Here is a 17,552-nt window from a genome sequence, read left to right as displayed (position 1 = left end):
GATAATTAGAACAATAATCAAAAAAGCCTTAAATCATTAACTATTACTTGATTTAGAAAAGAACGTAAGTCCGATTAAGCTTCAAATAGTTAACATAATTAAATTATGATCAGCACGCAATGTTACCCGCTTACAAAGAATCTTTAAAAGATATAAAAATGTTTGTCTGTGAGCAAAATAATTTAGACAGAATACAAATTCTGTTATACTGTCCTTGTGCAAAAAATTGCAAACAAAAAAACGAATCAACGAAAGTGGGATGACAATGAAAGTAGTAGTAGTAGGATGTACACATGCCGGTACCGCAGCCGTTAAAAATATTTTGGCAAATCACCCAGATGCTGATGTCACAGTGTTTGAACGAAATGATAATGTTTCTTTCTTATCTTGTGGAATCGCTTTATACGTGGGTGGAGTTGTTAAGGATCCAGCGGGTCTATTTTATTCTAATCCTGAAGAACTTGCTTCTTTAGGTGCAAAAGTGAACATGGAACACGATGTAACAAACATTGATACAGATGCTAAAAAAGTAACAGCAAAAGATTTAAAAACAAACGAAGAAAAAATTGTTGATTATGATAAATTAGTTGTTACTACTGGCTCTTGGCCAATTATTCCTCCAATCAAAGGAATTGATTCTAAAAATATTCTTTTGTGCAAAAACTATAATCAGGCAAATGTAATCATTGAGCAAGCCAAAGAAGCGAAGAAAGTGGTTGTAGTCGGTGGAGGATATATAGGTATAGAACTTGTCGAGGCATTCGCTGAATCAGGTAAAGAAGTTACGCTGATTGACGGTCTTTCTAGAATTTTAAATAAATATTTAGACGAGCCTTTTACCAGCCGATTAGAAAAAGAATTGGTTGATCGAGGTGTTACTTTAGCGTTAGGCGAAAATGTGGAAGAATTTGTTGCTGATGAAGCTGGTTCAGTAAAAAAAGTCGTAACAGCAAGCAAAGAAGTCGATGCTGATATGGTTATTTTGTGTGTAGGATTTCGTCCTAATACAGAATTGCTTAAAGGAAAAGTCGATATGTTACCAAGTGGTGCGATCAAAGTTAATGAGTACATGCAATCAAGTGATCCAGATATCTTCTCTGCTGGTGATTCAACAGTTGTTCACTATAATCCTACAGGACAGGATCAATACATTCCTCTAGCGACGAACGCTGTACGTCAAGGCATGCTTGTTGGGCACAACTTAGTCGAACAAAAAATGAAATATCGCGGAACACAAGGAACTTCAGGACTTTATTTATTTGGATGGACAATCGGCTCAACTGGATTAACCAAGGAAAGTGCAGCGCTAAATGGAATTGATGCAAATGTAACAGTGATTGAAGACAACTATCGTCCAGAGTTCATGCCGACAACGGAAAAAGTTTTGATGGAGATCGTTTCAGAAAAGGGAACAAATAAGATTTTAGGAGCCCAATTTTTATCAAAATATGATATTACACAGTCAGCTAACACCCTATCCATAGCAATCCAAAACGGCATGACATTGGAAGATTTAGCATTACAAGATTTCTTCTTCCAACCACACTTTGACCGTCCGTGGAACTACTTGAATATTCTAGCTCAAGCGGCATTAGCTGAAGCAGAATAAAGCAATGACAGGAGGAAAGTCCCTCCTGTTTTTTTTGCTTATTAAGAACTTTTTGCTAGTATTGGACTTCCAGTTTTTTTAGTGTAAACTAAAAAAGTGAACGGAGGATTTCGAATGATTTCATTGAAAGATTATTTGGCAGGTGGAGAAACGACGATATCTAATCTGCTATTGCAAAATTATACAAAATTGGGGTTAAGCACTGGTGAATTTATGTTATGGCTACAGCTTTATGCAGCACACCAAGCAGGGGAAGATTTTCCCGATCTGACTTTAATTGCCAAAAACATGGGAAGTACAACCGAAAAAATCTATGCCGCGCTGAACACGCTTGTTGAGAAAGAGTTCGTTTCTCTTGAAACCGCCTTAGATGAACAAGGGAAGCAGAGTGACCATTACAATTTACTACCAGCTTTTGAAAAACTAGAAATATTGAAGGAACAACAACGCTTTGAGGCAGAAGAAGAAAATGATTTAGTTGCCCAGAGGAAAATGCTACGCTCGTTCGAACAGGAGTTCGGTCGTCCGTTATCACCCATTGAATATCAAAAAATTGGCTACTGGTTGAACGATGATCATTATTCGCCGGCTTTAATAGAATTAGCATTGCAAGAAGCTGTATTGAATCAAGCCTACAATTTTAAATACATTGAAACGGTCCTGCAAAGCTGGGAAAAGAAAAATATTCGATCAAAAGCTCAAGTTGAAGAAGAACAGCGACGCCGAAAACAAATCTTGTTGCAAAAAGAGGAAGAGAAACAACATTCGGAAGAACTTCCTAAAGTTTCTTTATACAATTGGTTAGAAGGGAAAGATCCGGATGCTTAATAAAGAAAAAACAATGGAAGCTTTGTCGCGTATGTATGAAATGTTTCCAGATGCAATTGGAGAGCTTCATTCTGATTCACCATTTCAACTATTGATCGCGGTGATTCTAAGTGCTCAGGCAACGGATGTTTCAGTAAACAAAGCGACTCCTGCTCTTTTCGCTGCTTATCCGACACCAGAAGCGTTAGCACAAGCTCCGATAAAAGATATTATTAAAAAAATAAAAACGATTGGTTTATACCGTAATAAAGCTAAAAATATCAAAGCTTGTGCACAAATGCTCCTTGATAATTACGGTGGTATTGTTCCATCATCTCGAGAGGAGTTGGTTAAATTACCCGGCGTCGGACGAAAGACAGCAAACGTGGTGCTTGGCGATGCCTATGGGATTCCTGCTATCGCTGTCGACACTCATGTTGAACGTGTTACTAAACGTTTGCGGATCTGTAAATTAAGCGCATCGGTAACGGAGGTTGAATCGACCTTAATGCGAAAAATACCAAAAGAGTTATGGGTGAAAAGTCATCATACTTTGATTTTCTTCGGACGCTATCATTGTACTGCCCGAGCTCCAAAATGTGAAATTTGCCCTTTATTAGATATGTGTCAGGATGGAAAAGACAGACTAAAAGCCGCTCGAAAATGATTCGAGCGGCTTTTTTTTAATTCGTTGATCTGGGTTGTTCATTTTGCACAGCTGGTGTCTGAGTAGGAGGTTGGCTACTAGACGATGGTTGAGAAGGCTGTGGTTCAGCAGATGAAGAAGGACTCGGTGTCGGATCAGGTGCTGAAGCAGAGCTTGATGGAGCTTCGCTACTGCTTTCAGGCGGAGTAACTGTTGACGATTCCGATATGCTAGCGGCTGAATCGCTACTGCTAGTCGAGCTAACTACTTCACTGCTGTAAGTGGTGCTGTAGTACGAACGTTGGTACGTATTACTAGGTTGTGTCGGAACAGATGAGGCTCCTTTTACGTAAAGCTCATTTCCGATTCTAAGTACATCATTTGGCATTACCCAATCCTCATTCGTAACATTTTCCGATGCATAACTCATCATTTCACGATAAACATCTTGAGCAATATTTTCCGATTGAGTCGTTATTGGTGTCGTTCGTTTATCATATCCAGCCCAGACCGATAATGAATAATGGGTTGTATACCCAGTAAACATCACATCTGGAGAGATTGATCCGTAATGAGGAATCTTTGCTAGTTCATCATCAGTATAATTTGAAGTTCCAGTTTTTCCAGCTTGGAATAAATTAGGAATTTGTGCATAGGTTCCTGTACCTTTTGAAATTACATCTTTCAAAATATCAGTAATCATGTAAGCGGTGTAAGGTTCCATCGCTTTTTTTCCTTTATTTTCAAATTTTTCTTCCGAGCCATCTTGATACTTGATTTTATTAATGTATAGCGGTTCATTGTAAGTCCCGCCATTTGCGAATGCAGCATAAGCAGCCGCCATTTTTTCAGTTGAAATTCCATACTTTGTTCCATCTTGAGTTTCTGTATTACTTGAAATCGCGTTGGCTTGCTGAATATCCTTATACTGTATCCCTAGCTTTTTAAGAAACTTCGATACATTTTCAGGCCCAACCTCATTGAATAGTTTTACTGCCGGAACATTTCGTGAATCATACAACGCCTGACGTAAGGTAATATTTCCCTGATAACTGTTGTCCCAGTTTTTAACTTCCGTTTTTGTTCCTTCATAGGTATATGGTTGGTCGTCAATTCGATCTCCAGTGAATGTTCTTTTTTGGTATTCAAAAGCTGGAGCGTAATCAGTAATAGGCTTAACTGTTGAACCAAAATCGCGATTGGTACTTACAGCTCGATTCAACCCTAGATATACATCATCGGCGATATTTCTACCACCGATCTGAGCAGTAACTTTCCCAGTTTTACTATCAACCAGAGTAGCAGCAATCTGCAAGTCTTCATCAGGATACTGAACGTATTCATCACCATTTACGATCGAGTACAGCCGATTTTGAGCATCCATATCTAAATTAGTATAGATTTCCAAACCATCTGTATAGACATTTTTCCCAGTTTTTGATTCAACCTGCGCAATAACTTCTTTGACATAGTTATCAGCTACCTTACGTTCTTGATTATCCGTCTCCAACGTCAATAACCCTTGATCAATTGGTTCTTTCGTGGCTTTGTCATAGTCTTCTTGAGAGATTTTTTTATTATTCAACATCGTGTACAAAACAGTATCTCTTCGTTCTTTTGCCGCTTCAGGATGTTTATAAGGATCATATGAGTTCGGCGCTTGTGGCATTCCTGCCAGTAGCGCAGTTTGAGCTAGTGTCAAATGCTGCAACTCTTTGCCAAAGTAATTTTCAGCGGCTGTTTCCATTCCATAAAGGCCATTTGCCATGTACACTTTATTAATATAGTAGGTCAAGATTTCTTGTTTTGAATGTTTTTTCTCAAGCTGAATCGCCAGCCAGGCTTCTTGCGCTTTTCTTCGCAAGGTTTTATCTGCTTCTTCCGTTGTTGTGGAGAAGAAGGAAAGTTTCACTAATTGTTGAGTCAAGGTACTACCACCTTGTAGTCCGCCTTTGTTAGTGAGATTGTGTAAAGCAGAACCGGCGATTCGAACAGGATCAACACCATTATGCTTAAAGAACCGGCGATCTTCAACTGAGACAATCGCATCATCTAATTCTTGCGGAATCTTTGTAGCACTGACCTTTTCTCGTTTTTCAGCTCCAAGATCTTCGAAAATTTCTCCATTACTGTCAAGCAGTTTTGACGAGACAGTAGCATCTAATTTTTTTTCGCTAAGAGTGGGTGCATCCTTAACATAGAAGAAAAAGACTCCGATACCTGTGAGTAAGATTGCACAGAGAAATCCAACAATCGCAATCGCAATTTTCAATCCGATATGGCGATTCTTTTTTGTTTTTTGTTTAGGTTTCTTTCCTTGAGAGGTTCGCACATTTTTTTGCGAACGTGAGGGATTAGCCATTTAATGAACTCCTTTTTTCAAGATATTGTTCCACCGCTTGCAAGTAAGGGATTCTTGGGGCAATTTGCGGTGTGATCTCGATACCAACTGTTTCTATAAGTTTTAACGGTATTGATTTTTTGCCATTTTCTTGAGTCTGCCAATAGTGTACCAGTTCTTCGGCAGAAAGAAAAAAGCAACGATTTAAGCTGGAAAACCATAATAAAACAAAACAAATCGCATCTTGCTTCAAGCATTGCTGCATATGAGTGATTTGATGCTGATGAAAATTTTTAAGCGGGAAAGAGGTTTTGTTTTTTGTTTCCTTTGCTTCAAAATCTAAATAGTATCCATGATAAACGCCATTATAATCAGTTGTAGAAGGCTGTCTAAAGTAAGCTTCTTTGATAACTGCGGCACTTCGTTTGGGGTAATCGACCTTTACAATCTGGAGCGGCGTTGGCTTTTTATGAACAACTGCTCTATCATGAGTTAGGTAGTATTCATTGCTTTGATTAATCGCTTCTTCAAAGCGCATACCACGATTAGCAAACGTAGTCTCTTTTTTTAATGAGCGTTCGGCTGGATTCTTTTGTGAAAATAGCTGACCATTAGGGTAGTGAAAGGTCATTTTTCATCACACTCCTGTTTGCTATTATAGCAAATTTTTTTGAAAGATATTTTATTTTTAAGTGAAAGTAAGGAAAATGCAATGAATGAAATAATACAGCGTTTATACGTGACCGGTTACCAAAGCTATGAGCTGGGAATTTTTAGTGAGAATGATCCACGTGTGCAAGTGATTAAGAATGTTTTAAAAAGAGAACTTACAGCTTTAATTGAAAATGGATTGGAATGGGTAATGATTAGCGGAAGTCTTGGTACAGAAATATGGGCAGGTCAAATTGTCAATGAATTAAAAGAAGAGTATCCAGAAATTAAATTAGCAATTATTTTTCCTTTTGAAGAGTTCGGAAGTAACTGGAAAGAACACAATCAATTATATTTAAGCGAGCTTGTGCAAACAGCGGATTTTGTGGATTCCGTCAGTCATCATCCGTACCAAAACCCCGGACAATTTAAAAATCATGTAAGTTTTTTACTGCAACATACAGATGCTACATTAGTAGTCTATGATGCAGAATATCCAGGTAAAAGTCAGTTCTTCTTGGCTGATGTCGAAAAATATCAAGAGAAAAATTCATATGAAATGTTAACAATTACTATGGATGATTTAGAAAATTCCTTAGACTTTGGGGATAGTGTTTGATTTCCTCAGATATATCCGCTAGAATGTATAGGAAAGTAAATTAAGATAAGAGCTAATGAGGTGGAAAAATGGCGAATGTAATCTATACTCCTAATGATATTTTGGAGCAAGAATTTAAAACAAAAATGCGCGGATACGATCCAATCGAAGTCGACGAATTTTTGGACAATGTAATCAAAGATTATGAAGCTTATAACAAAGAATTATTAACGTTGAGAGAAGAAAACGATCGTTTGAAAGCAAAAGTCGAACAACTATCAAAAGCTCAACCAGCACCTTCACGTGTGAAAGAAGCGGCGCCTAAGAGTTCGGCTGTAACAAATTTTGATATCTTGAAACGTTTATCAAATCTTGAAAGAGAAGTGTTTGGTAAGAAGCTTGACCAACAAGCATCCAACCAAGCGGCTCCTTCTGATTTTGGGCAAAGCTACACACAAGATGAGACTGATATCGAGAAAACTCGTCAATTTTAATTTTGAATGATGCAATTTTTGGGTGATCGCGGTTGGCAGTACGCTGGCTGAGGAAAGTCCATGCTCGCACAAACTGAGATGTTTGTAGTGTTCGTGCTTAGCGAAATCATAAGCTAGGGTACTTCTTTTGAAGTAACGGCAGAAAAAAAGACTAAGGAGCAATCTATGTCTGAGTATTCTTGAAAGTGCCACAGTGACGAAGCATTTTGAGAAATCAAAATGGTGGAACGCGGTAAACCCCTCGAGCGAGCAACCCAAACTATGGTAGGGGCGCTTTTTCTAAGGAAATGAACGATGAAAGAGACGGTATTTATACCGGAGATAGATGATTACCACGACGATCACACTTCCCTGAGTTGATCGCCGTACAAAACATGGCTTACAGAAAATTGCAGCAATTCAGGGTGTGCCTTCCAACTTTGTGTTGTGAAGGTCTTTTTTTCGAGTTTTACCTTGTGATTTACTATAATTAGTGGAACCATATTCGTTCGAAAATTTTTCTGATGAGTATAACTTTCTGCTGGTTGCTACATGATTTTTTTATTCAATTGTTCAGATGAAGGAATTTACATCCGTAAGGCTTATCGTATTTTTTTGCTTTTCATCAAAAAAATCAATTGACTTTAGCAATCGTTAGTTAAGTAATTATTTAGGAATAGATTTAAATGACCAATATCATATTAGTAGTAAGGAGCTATTATGGAAGAACAATATAATTTGATCGCCACTGCTGCGGCAGGAATTGAAGCATTAGTAGGCAAAGAACTTAGAGATTTAGGAATAGATTGTCAGGTCGAGAACGGCCGAGCAAGATTTAAAGGTGATTTAGAAACAATTGCCATGGCAAACTTATGGCTACGAACAGCAGATCGTGTAAAAATCATCGTTGGAGAATTTGATGCTTTTACTTTTGATGAATTATTTGAAAAAGTTAAAGCGATCCCTTGGGAAAATTTCTTACCAATGGATGCTGAGTTTCCAGTAGCAGGTCGTTCAATAAAATCTAAGTTGTATAGTGTTCCAGATTGTCAATCAATCACTAAAAAGGCAATTGTTGAACGCCTGCGCGAAGTCTATCATCGTCCCGCTAGAGTTCCTTTACCCGAAACTGGAGCATTGTTTCAACTAGAGGTGGCTTTGCTAAAAGATCATGTAATATTGACCTTGGATACAACAGGGCCAAGCTTATTTAAGCGTGGTTATCGATTAGAAAAGGGCGGAGCCCCTTTAAAAGAAAATATGGCTGCCGCTTTAGTGCTGCTGACAAATTGGCGGAAAGATCGGCCGTTTTATGATCCTGTTTGTGGGTCTGGTACTTTGTGTATTGAAGCAGCACTAATCGGACATAATATTGCTCCTGGATTTAATCGTGATTTTGCTTGTGAAGCATGGGATTGGTTCGATCCGGCAGTTTTCGATAAAGTTCGGACCGCGGCTGATGAAGTAGCCGATTATGATATTGAACTGGATATTGCTGGTTCTGATATCAATGGTCGTATGATTGATATTGCTCGGGCGAATGCGGAAGAAATCGGATTGGGTGATTCAATTCAATTTAAACAACAAGCAGTCAAAGATTTCAAAACGGAGAAAGAATATGGTGTGATCGTAGCCAACCCTCCTTACGGCGAACGGTTAGGTGAAGAAGAGCAGGTTCGCGCCTTATACCATGAAATGGGCGATGTATTCCGCCCATTAAAAACTTGGAGTAAATACATTTTGACTAGTGATTTGGCGTTTGAAGAATTTTACGGTTCCAAAGCTACAAAGAAAAGAAAATTATATAACGGTGCAATAAGAACAGATTTATTCCAATATTGGGGAGAACGTCCGCCAAGAAAGCCGCGTACAGATGCAGAATAAGATAGAAGTGATTCGTGATTATGCAAAAGATAAACTTGGCGGTGATCGCAGCGGACATGATTTTTATCATGCCGATCGTGTATCAAAAATAGCCAAAAGACTAGCCGAACAAGAGGGTATTTCAAATACATTGATCATTGAAACGGCAGGTTATCTGCATGATGTGATTGATGACAAAGTTGTAGAAGATGTTATGGGTGAAAAAGAACGGCTTAAAAAGTTTTTAAAAAAACTCGATTTTCCTGTAAAAAGTTTTCAAGAAGTTTTTGAGATTATTGAGAACATTTCTTTCTCTAAGGAATTGGATGAGGGGAAAGCAGATTTAACTTTAGCAGGGCAGATAGTACAAGATGCTGATCGAATTGATGCACTAGGAGCAATAGGTATTTTAAGAACGGCATATTATGGCGGACACACAAAAAGCCCGTTGTATGATCCAAACATTCCGCCAAAAGAATTTAAAAACAAACAGGAATACCGGAAGAAAAGCACGGTAATCAATCATTTTTATGAAAAACTATTCAAACTCCCAGCTACTATGAATACTAAAGCAGGTAAGCTGGAAGCTCAAAGACGCTTGCTTTTTATGGAAGATTTTTTAAAGGAGTTTTACGCTGAGTGGGATTTGTCATAAAAGCGTAGCTAAAATTGCCAACTAAAAGTTAAAAACGCCCTTAGACAAGACGTATTATTTCCAGTGAACTAACTTTTCTCCTATAATAATGTTTGGTTAGGAGGAACTCTGAATGCTACATCGTGAAATCTTGAGTCCCGAAGAAGTTTTGGAAAAAATGCCCAGCTTGTCTGAGGGGTTATTTGCAATCCGTTGCAAGCTTACAAATAAGACCTATCAAATTATTTTATATAAATATCAGGCGGATTATTTTTTAGTAGAGAATCCTGCACTGATTAGTGTCTTACTAAAAAAAGATCGAAGCTTTTTTGGAACACCGGAACAACTGTTGAATGAAATCGAAATGTCTTTTGAGGATAATCACTATCAGCCCGCCTCAAAAGAGTGGGTTAATTTAGATTTGAATACCTTGAAATTATTAGATAATGTAGAAATCAAATTCTTTGATTTGGAAGAATAACAGGGTACCCTGTTATTCTTTTTTTCTAAATTGACGAAAAAGATAGTAAACATTGATAACAGTAAGAACTGCCCCTAAAGCAAACGGTACAATCAAACGTCCTTGGCTGTAACCAAAGTTTTTTTGAAAGCTTTCTGCAGAGGTAAGGGAAATGACCGTTTGACTGTAGTTATAAACTTGATAACTGAAGGTTGTTAAAAAGACTGCAATCAAAGTTAAGGCAAATCGACGATAGTCGCTGTTTTTCAAGTTTTTCGCAAAATAGAAAATCATATAAGCAATCATTAAAGCCGCGGGAACGCCAAACGCAAAAAGCGGGTTAAGCATATATTGTTTACCTCCTTAAGATATTCATTAGTAGTACGTTAGACTTGTATCCATTTTACCATAACTCAGAAAAAAGCCTTGCTGATTAGAAATAGATCGGCAAATAGATTTGTTGAATAAGGGAGTTTCTTTATGAACAGTTACATTTTTCCAATCAAAGTTGCAGTATTGACTTTTCCAATTTTAGCGATGGTTATCACAGCGCCAATTTTGATTTATTATTATCGTAAATACGGAGAATTAGGCAAGTTAAGGAGTATAATCTTATACTCGTTTGTCTTCTATTTATTAAGTGCATATTATTTAGTGATCTTACCACTACCTAGTATCAGTTCAGTTGCACAGATGACCGGTCCACATTATGAGCTTCATTTATTTCAATCGTGGCAAAACTTTGTCAATCAAACGGTTTTGCAATTAAGCAATCCTAGTACCTATTTACCCGCGATGAAGCAAAGTGTCTTTTTAGAACCCGTCTTCAATATTTTTCTACTTTTTCCATTTGGAATATATTGCCGCTATTATTTTAAGTTTTCTTTTTGGAAAACAATTCTAGTAAGTTTTTGCTTGTCTCTTTTCTTTGAATTGACCCAATTAAGTGGACTTTATTTCATTTATCCTCGTCCATACCGTTTATTCGATGTGAATGATTTGTTACACAATACGTTAGGAGGAACGTTTGGGTTTATCTGTGCACCATTGTTTACCTTCTTCTTGCCGACCAGAAATGAATTGGATTCAGAATCTTTAATGAAAGGGCAAAAAGTGTCATTGCTAAGACGTTTAATGGCAATGATGATTGATTGGATAGTGATAGGTTTCTTCAGTAGTGTACTAAGCCTTTTTGCAAGCATCGTCCCTATAGAACTTAGAACTTTACTGAATTATCCAATTGCCAGCTTTACACTGGAGGTTATCATTTACTTCATGCTAATGATGTATCTATGGAATGGTCAAACAGTAGGAAAAAAAATAGTACGAATCAAAGTTGTAGAGAAAGGACAAGAACATATTCGCTTTTGGAGCTTAGTTAAACGGTATAGCGCATTCTATTTACTATTGAATGGTTTGATGCAGATTTTTATATTTACAATGACTAATTTACCTGAGAATAATCATTCCATTTTTATTGCTTATATCACATTTGGTTTTATGAGTTTAGGAATTTTACTTTTATTTCTATTCAACTTATTGTATGCTCTCATAAGAAGAAAAACCCGCCTATTCCATGATAAAGCGAGTCACACGTTTACGATTAGTACGTTAAAGAAAGAGGTATAACATGCGAACTTTTGAATCATTTAATTTTCAGCCATTTATTCTTGAAGCGATCAAGGATAAAGGTTTTACTGAACCCACAGCAGTTCAAGAAAAACTTATTCCATTAATTAAAAAAGGCAAAAACGTTGTTGGGCAATCCCAAACAGGTTCAGGTAAAACCCATACGTTTTTATTACCATTAATGAATAAGATCGATGCAACAAAAGATGAGGTGCAAATCGTTGTCACGGCACCTAGCCGGGAATTAGCGACTCAGATCTACCAAGCTGCCATTCAGATTGCACAATTTTCTCCAGATGAGATCCGTGTCACAAACTTTGTTGGCGGAACAGATAAGCAGCGCCAAATGGATAAATTAACAACCCACCAACCTCATGTGGTTATTGGGACGCCAGGTCGTATCTTAGATATGATGAATGAACAAGCATTAAAAATTCATACAGCACAATATTTTGTTGTTGATGAAGCAGATATGACATTGGACATGGGTTTCTTGCACGAAGTTGATCAGATTGCTGGACGTCTACCTAAACATCTACAAATGCTAGTTTTCTCTGCGACAATCCCAGAAAAATTGCGTCCTTTCCTATTAAAGTATATGGAGAATCCGGTTATCGAAGAAATTAAATCAAAAGCAGTGATTTCTGATACGATTGAAAACTGGCTAATCTCAACCAAAGGAAAAGATAAAAACCGTCTAATCTATCAATTATTGACGATTGGTCACCCTTATTTAGCAATTGTGTTTGCTAATACTAAACAACATGTTGATGAGATTAGTAGTTACCTAAAATCACAAGGATTAAGAGTTGCGAAGATACACGGGGATATTTCTCCGAGAGAACGAAAACGGGTCATGAGACAAGTACAAAATTTAGAGTATCAATATGTTGTAGCGACAGATTTGGCTGCTCGTGGAATCGATATAGAAGGGGTTTCTCATGTCATTAATGCTGAAGTTCCACAGGATCTAGATTTCTTTGTCCATCGCGTTGGTCGGACTGGTCGAAACGGATTGGAGGGCACAGCGATCACTCTATATAGCCCAAGTGATGAGAATGATATCAACCAAATTGAAAATTTAGGAGTAACCTTCCAACCTAAAGAAATTAAAAATGGTGAAATCATAGATACTTATGATCGTAATCGCCGAAAAAAACGCGAAAAATCAAAAGATGAGCTTGATCCAACATTGATTGGCCTGGTAAAAAAATCGAAGAAAAAAATTAAACCAGGATATAAGAAGAAAATTGATCGTGCTATTTCTGAGTCAAATAAACAAAAAAGGCGTGTTGCTCGTCGTCAAGAAGAACGTGGCGCTCGTAAGAATAAGAAACGTTCCAATAACTCTTAAATAGAAGAAACTGGTGTCCGTTAAGTAATGGGTACCAGTTTTTTGCATTTTGACGTGAGTAGTACCATCTTCTATAAAAACATCTGAAATTACTTGTATACTAACTTTTCATAAAACTTCTGAGCGATAATTTCCGCATAAGGACCGAGATTTGACAATCTTCTTTTCTTGCTAGTATCTTAATGTACTTTAAAAGCTTTGTTTCTAATCCACGATGGCAAAAGTCAATGAACACATAATCGATCAGGATTTAATGTAAGTTTTATCGATTTTTTGATATCGCGTCGTTGCCACAGGATGCTGTTCATCAAAGAAAACTAAAAATTTTGGGTCAGTGGTGTCTAATTTATCGAATTCCAATTCCGTTGGGATTTTTTGTTTTAAAACGAAAATCTGATAGCAAAAATATAAGGCAGTAGCCTGCAGTTCTGGAGAAGCTCCAAAATACTCCATCATCTTTTTCCTCATTTCTTGATGATAATGGTATAATTCTAGCATATGAGCTGTTGGAGGAGGCAGAAAGATTTATGAACTTGTTAGATCAATTAGACTGGTCCTATTGGAAACGGTTGAGCCCGAAAGAAAAACGTACTTTATTGAGCCAGCTTTTGCTTCATTTTGTTAATCCCTTAATGAAGATCTCGGATATTGAGTTAAAAGATTTTGATTTATATGGTATCAAATGCCAGACCTTTCAGTTAATGATTGACGAAGAAGAGTTTGTGTTTATACCCGGCAATAAGGATGCGATTCTTGGATGGAATTTGGGAACGAAAGGCTTGTCTTTATTAGAAACTGCACCAAATACTCAAGAGATCATTATTCCACAAGAGTTGCGGGGGCAATATAACTTTTTTGATGTCGATTCACTCGGAGAACTGATTAATGATAAAACGACTAGTTTGCGGAAGGTTCAAATCCCTCCCATGTTCGTACAGCGTTATGCTCTGCCTGCGGGAACGAGTTATTTAGGAATCTATGATTCTGTGACTGGAGGCTTCTCTGGTGAGGCGGATCAGTTCTCAAGCTATGAGCAAGAAATTAAAGAAGTTTTATCACCTAATTTGACATCAGAAGAAAGTATGACGTGGTCTTTTCCTAAAAATGTATTGAAGGAAGGCAGATGGTATATCGAAATGGCTCCTCATTCTGATAGTTACCATGTTTTTAGCCATGAATCACACACATATACTAGCTTACGTAAAAAAATTCGCAAAAAGAATTTTGATTTGTTGACGGAAGACCAATGGGAATATGTCAATGGAGCCGGGAGTCGTCGGTTATTCCGTTGGGGCAATGACCTGAATGTCAAGGACCCATATCGTGGGAGAAATGTCCGGAAAATGATGGAGCAAGCAAACATGTTTGGTCTATTTTTTGACACCACCATGGATCGTTTCGAGATTACGGAAGATCCTGGGGTATTAAAATTGACTAACAAAAAAAATAACGTAGGGATCCCGATCGTGGATTTCCTACCATTATCTAGTTATTTCAGCAATACTACAACGATGCTTCACGAAGAGATTTTATCTCCGAGCGATTACTTGTATCGCAAGGCGATTTTGATCAAGATCTAGTTTGACTTTTAGTAAAGTTTTTTCTATACTCTTAGAAGGATATGGTTTATTATTTTTGCTTCCACAGAGAGTGCACGATTGTTGAAAGCTGCATGTTGCAAATAATGAATTGCTCCCATCAGATTTTGGTTGAAAAACCAACGCTGCTCAGCGTTATCGAGCTGAAGAGGTAATGATCAAACTATCATTGCAATCAAGGTGGTACCGCGAGTTTTCGTCCTTGACTGCAGTGGTAGTTTTTATTTTTTAGAAAAGAGGAGAACAGATGAAAAATTTATCAAGCGCTGAAGTGCGTCAAATGTTTTTAGATTTCTTTAAGACTAAGGATCACATGATTGAACCAAGCGCTTCTTTAGTGCCTGTCAACGATCCAACTTTGTTATGGATCAATTCAGGTGTAGCGACTATGAAAAAATATTTTGATGGTAGTGTCGTACCAGAAAACCCACGAATTGCCAATGCACAAAAATCAATTCGAACTAATGATATTGAAAATGTTGGGAAAACAGCTCGTCATCATACCATGTTTGAAATGCTGGGGAATTTTTCGATTGGAGATTATTTTAAAGTTAAGGCAATCGAGTGGGCATGGGAGTTCTTAACATCACCAGATTGGATCGGTTTTGATCCAGATAAATTATATGTGACAGTCTATCCAGAAGATAAAGAAGCAAAGCGGATCTGGCTAGAAGAAGTTGGCATTCCAGCTGATCACGTGGTAGAAATCGAAGACAATTTCTGGGACTTAGGAGCAGGCCCCAGCGGTCCGGATTCAGAAATTTTCTATGACCGCGGCGAAGCATTTAATGACTTAGCTGAAGATGATCCTGAAAATTATCCTGGCGGTGAAAATGAACGTTACTTAGAAATCTGGAACTTAGTTTTTTCTGAATTCAATCACACACCGCAAGGAACATATGAGCCATTACCACATCAAAACATTGATACAGGTATGGGACTTGAACGAATGGTCTCGATTATCCAAGATGCACCAACAAACTTTGAAACTGATTTATTTTTGCCGATCATTGGTAAAGTCGAAGAATTGAGCGGAAAGAAATATGGCGTGGATAAGCAAATGGATGTGTCATTCAAGGTCATTGCAGACCACATCCGTTCATTGGCGTTTGCAATCGGCGATGGCGCTTTACCTTCAAATGAAGGACGGGGTTATGTTTTACGTAGATTATTACGTCGTGCAGTTATGCATGGTAAGAAATTAGGCATTGACCAAGCGTTCTTATATAAGCTAGTACCTGTTGTTGGTGAAATCATGGTCAGCTATTATCCTGAAGTGAAGCAGCAAGAAGCCTTCATTCAAAAGGTTGTACGTACTGAAGAAGAACGTTTCCACGAAACGATTAACGATGGATTAAGCATGTTAAATGATGTTCTAGCCGAATTGAAAGCGAAGAAGGAGACAACCTTAGATGGAAAAACAATCTTCAAGCTTTACGACACATTTGGTTTCCCTGTAGAACTGACAGAAGAAGTAGCAGAAGACGAAGGATTAAAAGTCGATCATGAAGGCTTTGAAGTAGAGATGCAAGCTCAAAAGGAACGTGCTCGAGCTGCTCGGACGACTGAAAAATCAATGGGTGTTCAAACAGCTTTGTTAGGGGATATCAAAGTTGAAAGTACCTTTGTTGGTTACGATTATTTAGAAATTGAAAGTGAATTGTTAGTTGTTTTACAAAATGATGCGCTTGTTTCAGCTGTCAACGAAGGGGAAGCGCAGTTAATTTTTGCGAAAACACCTTTCTATGCTGAAATGGGTGGTCAAATCGCTGATAAAGGAATAATCGTTGATCAAGATGGAAAAATTATCGCCAATGTAACAGATGTACAAAAAGCACCAAACGGCCAAGCGCTTCATACTGTAGAAGTGTTAGCCTCATTAAAAGAAGGAGAAACCTACTTCTTGCAGGTGAATGCTGGTTTCCGTAATAAGGTGATCAAGAACCATACAGCGACTCACGTATTGCATAAAGCATTGAAGGAAGTATTAGGTGATCATGCGAACCAAGCAGGTTCATTAGTTACAGATAAACATTTACGTTTTGACTTTACTCATTTTGGTCAAGTAACAATTGATGAGTTGAAGGAAATGGAAAAAATCGTTAACCAGAAAATCTGGGAGGCGATTCCAGTTGTAACGATTGAAACGGATATCGATACTGCAAAAAACATGGGTGCTATGGCTTTGTTTGGTGAAAAATACGGACATGATGTACGTGTAGTAAACATTGGAGATTGGTCAATCGAACTTTGCGGGGGGACACATGTAATCAATACTGAAGATATTGGTTTGTTCAAAATTGTGTCTGAATCAGGCATTGGTGCAGGTGTGCGTCGAATCGAAGCCTTGACCGGAAAAGAAGCGTATGAATCTTTCCGCGAAGAAGAGGAACAATTAATGCAAGTGGCTCAAATCGTGAAATCACCACAAATCAAGGAAGTAGTCGGAAAAACAGAACAATTACAGCAACAATTACGTGAACTACAAAAAGAAAATGAACAGCTGGCAACAAAATTGGCCAACCAACAAGCTGGAGATATCTTTAAAAACGTTAAAGACATCAACGGTACGACTGTAATTACAGCACAGGTAAATGTTAAAGATATGAATCAGCTACGTCAATTGGCAGATCAGTGGAAACAAAAACAATTATCTGATGTTTTGGTTCTTGGAACCGTTCAAGGCGAAAAAGTAAATCTGTTGGCGGCAATGAGCCCAGCAGCGAATGAAAAAGGCTTGAAGGCGGGGGAATTGATCAAAACTATCGCACCAAAAGTTGGCGGCGGTGGCGGTGGTCGTCCTGACATGGCACAAGCTGGCGGGAAAAATCCAGCAGGACTTGCTGATGCGTTAACAGAAGTTGAGAATTGGTTAGCTTAATTTGTATA

At 37.9% G+C, this 17,552-nt stretch carries 16 protein-coding genes and 1 other RNA gene; 13 read left to right on the top strand and 4 right to left on the bottom strand.

Annotated elements, in window-relative coordinates:
- The first annotated feature begins 265 nt into the window (after positions 1–265).
- The 3 genes from E6139_RS15510 to nth all read left to right on the top strand — a co-directional run bounded on the left by E6139_RS15510 (position 266) and on the right by nth (position 3,083).
- The gene (locus E6139_RS15510; RefSeq protein ID WP_316404058.1) at positions 266–1,609 is read left to right on the top strand and encodes an FAD-dependent oxidoreductase; all 1,344 of its coding nucleotides are present in this window, start codon (positions 266–268) and stop codon (positions 1,607–1,609) included.
- A 114-nt stretch (positions 1,610–1,723) separates the two neighbouring features.
- Entirely contained in the window at positions 1,724–2,437 is a 714-nt protein-coding gene (locus E6139_RS15505; RefSeq protein ID WP_316404057.1) for a DnaD domain protein, read from the top strand.
- On the top strand, positions 2,430–3,083 hold the full coding sequence (gene nth, locus E6139_RS15500) for an endonuclease III (protein WP_316404055.1): 654 nt from the start codon (positions 2,430–2,432) through the stop codon (positions 3,081–3,083). The genes E6139_RS15505 and nth overlap by 8 nt, the downstream gene beginning before the upstream one ends.
- 16 nt (positions 3,084–3,099) lie before the next feature.
- Here nth and E6139_RS15495 read toward each other — a convergent pair whose 3' ends face one another.
- Positions 3,100–5,424: a PBP1A family penicillin-binding protein gene (locus E6139_RS15495; protein ID WP_316404054.1), complete on the bottom strand. Its 2,325-nt coding sequence runs from the start codon at positions 5,422–5,424 to the stop codon at positions 3,100–3,102.
- Positions 5,417–6,034 carry a Holliday junction resolvase RecU gene (recU, locus tag E6139_RS15490; RefSeq protein ID WP_316404052.1) on the bottom strand — a complete coding sequence of 206 codons (618 nt, stop codon included), beginning with the start codon at positions 6,032–6,034 and terminating at the stop codon, positions 5,417–5,419. The genes E6139_RS15495 and recU overlap by 8 nt, the downstream gene beginning before the upstream one ends.
- Positions 6,035–6,115: 81 nt before the next feature.
- Here recU and E6139_RS15485 point away from each other — a divergent pair, with 81 nt between their 5' ends.
- The 6 genes from E6139_RS15485 (at position 6,116) to E6139_RS15460 (ending at position 10,103) form a co-directional block, all read left to right on the top strand.
- Positions 6,116–6,673: a DUF1273 domain-containing protein gene (locus E6139_RS15485; protein ID WP_316404102.1), complete on the top strand. Its 558-nt coding sequence runs from the start codon at positions 6,116–6,118 to the stop codon at positions 6,671–6,673.
- Positions 6,674–6,741: 68 nt separating this feature from the next.
- Positions 6,742–7,146, top strand: a complete 405-nt coding sequence (gene gpsB / locus E6139_RS15480) for a cell division regulator GpsB (RefSeq protein ID WP_316404051.1) — start codon at positions 6,742–6,744, stop codon at positions 7,144–7,146.
- A gap of 14 nt (positions 7,147–7,160) precedes the next feature.
- An RNA gene (gene rnpB, locus E6139_RS15475) (RNase P RNA component class B) lies at positions 7,161–7,533 on the top strand.
- Between the two features lie 312 nt (positions 7,534–7,845).
- On the top strand, positions 7,846–9,009 hold the full coding sequence (locus tag E6139_RS15470; protein ID WP_316404050.1) for a class I SAM-dependent RNA methyltransferase: 1,164 nt from the start codon (positions 7,846–7,848) through the stop codon (positions 9,007–9,009).
- Positions 8,999–9,643, top strand: a complete 645-nt coding sequence (locus E6139_RS15465) for an HD domain-containing protein (protein WP_316404048.1) — start codon at positions 8,999–9,001, stop codon at positions 9,641–9,643. The genes E6139_RS15470 and E6139_RS15465 overlap by 11 nt, the downstream gene beginning before the upstream one ends.
- A gap of 112 nt (positions 9,644–9,755) precedes the next feature.
- Entirely contained in the window at positions 9,756–10,103 is a 348-nt protein-coding gene (locus E6139_RS15460) for a hypothetical protein (RefSeq protein ID WP_316404047.1), read from the top strand.
- Positions 10,104–10,115: 12 nt separating this feature from the next.
- Here E6139_RS15460 and E6139_RS15455 read toward each other — a convergent pair whose 3' ends face one another.
- Positions 10,116–10,430 (bottom strand): hypothetical protein, encoded by a 315-nt coding sequence (locus E6139_RS15455; protein ID WP_316404045.1) that lies wholly within the window; start codon positions 10,428–10,430, stop codon positions 10,116–10,118.
- A 132-nt stretch (positions 10,431–10,562) separates the two neighbouring features.
- Between E6139_RS15455 and E6139_RS15450 the strand changes: the two genes are divergently transcribed.
- Positions 10,563–11,711, top strand: a complete 1,149-nt coding sequence (locus tag E6139_RS15450) for a VanZ family protein (protein ID WP_316404044.1) — start codon at positions 10,563–10,565, stop codon at positions 11,709–11,711.
- Position 11,712: 1 nt separating this feature from the next.
- Positions 11,713–13,065, top strand: coding sequence for a DEAD/DEAH box helicase (locus E6139_RS15445; protein ID WP_316404043.1), 1,353 nt, complete (start codon positions 11,713–11,715; stop codon positions 13,063–13,065).
- Positions 13,066–13,308: 243 nt separating this feature from the next.
- Here E6139_RS15445 and E6139_RS15440 read toward each other — a convergent pair whose 3' ends face one another.
- Positions 13,309–13,521 (bottom strand): hypothetical protein, encoded by a 213-nt coding sequence (locus E6139_RS15440; protein ID WP_316404041.1) that lies wholly within the window; start codon positions 13,519–13,521, stop codon positions 13,309–13,311.
- Positions 13,522–13,592: 71 nt separating this feature from the next.
- Between E6139_RS15440 and E6139_RS15435 the strand changes: the two genes are divergently transcribed.
- Positions 13,593–14,645, top strand: coding sequence for a hypothetical protein (locus E6139_RS15435; protein ID WP_316404040.1), 1,053 nt, complete (start codon positions 13,593–13,595; stop codon positions 14,643–14,645).
- Between the two features lie 265 nt (positions 14,646–14,910).
- Positions 14,911–17,544 carry an alanine--tRNA ligase gene (gene alaS / locus E6139_RS15430; RefSeq protein ID WP_316404038.1) on the top strand — a complete coding sequence of 878 codons (2,634 nt, stop codon included), beginning with the start codon at positions 14,911–14,913 and terminating at the stop codon, positions 17,542–17,544.
- Positions 17,545–17,552: the final 8 nt, after the last annotated feature.

Origin of the sequence: Enterococcus sp. (assembly GCF_032555305.1) — a bacterium.
GTDB lineage: Bacteria > Bacillota > Bacilli > Lactobacillales > Enterococcaceae > Enterococcus_A.
Note: the sequence above shows the minus strand (reverse complement) of the source record. Positions and strands in the feature narration are given on the sequence as shown.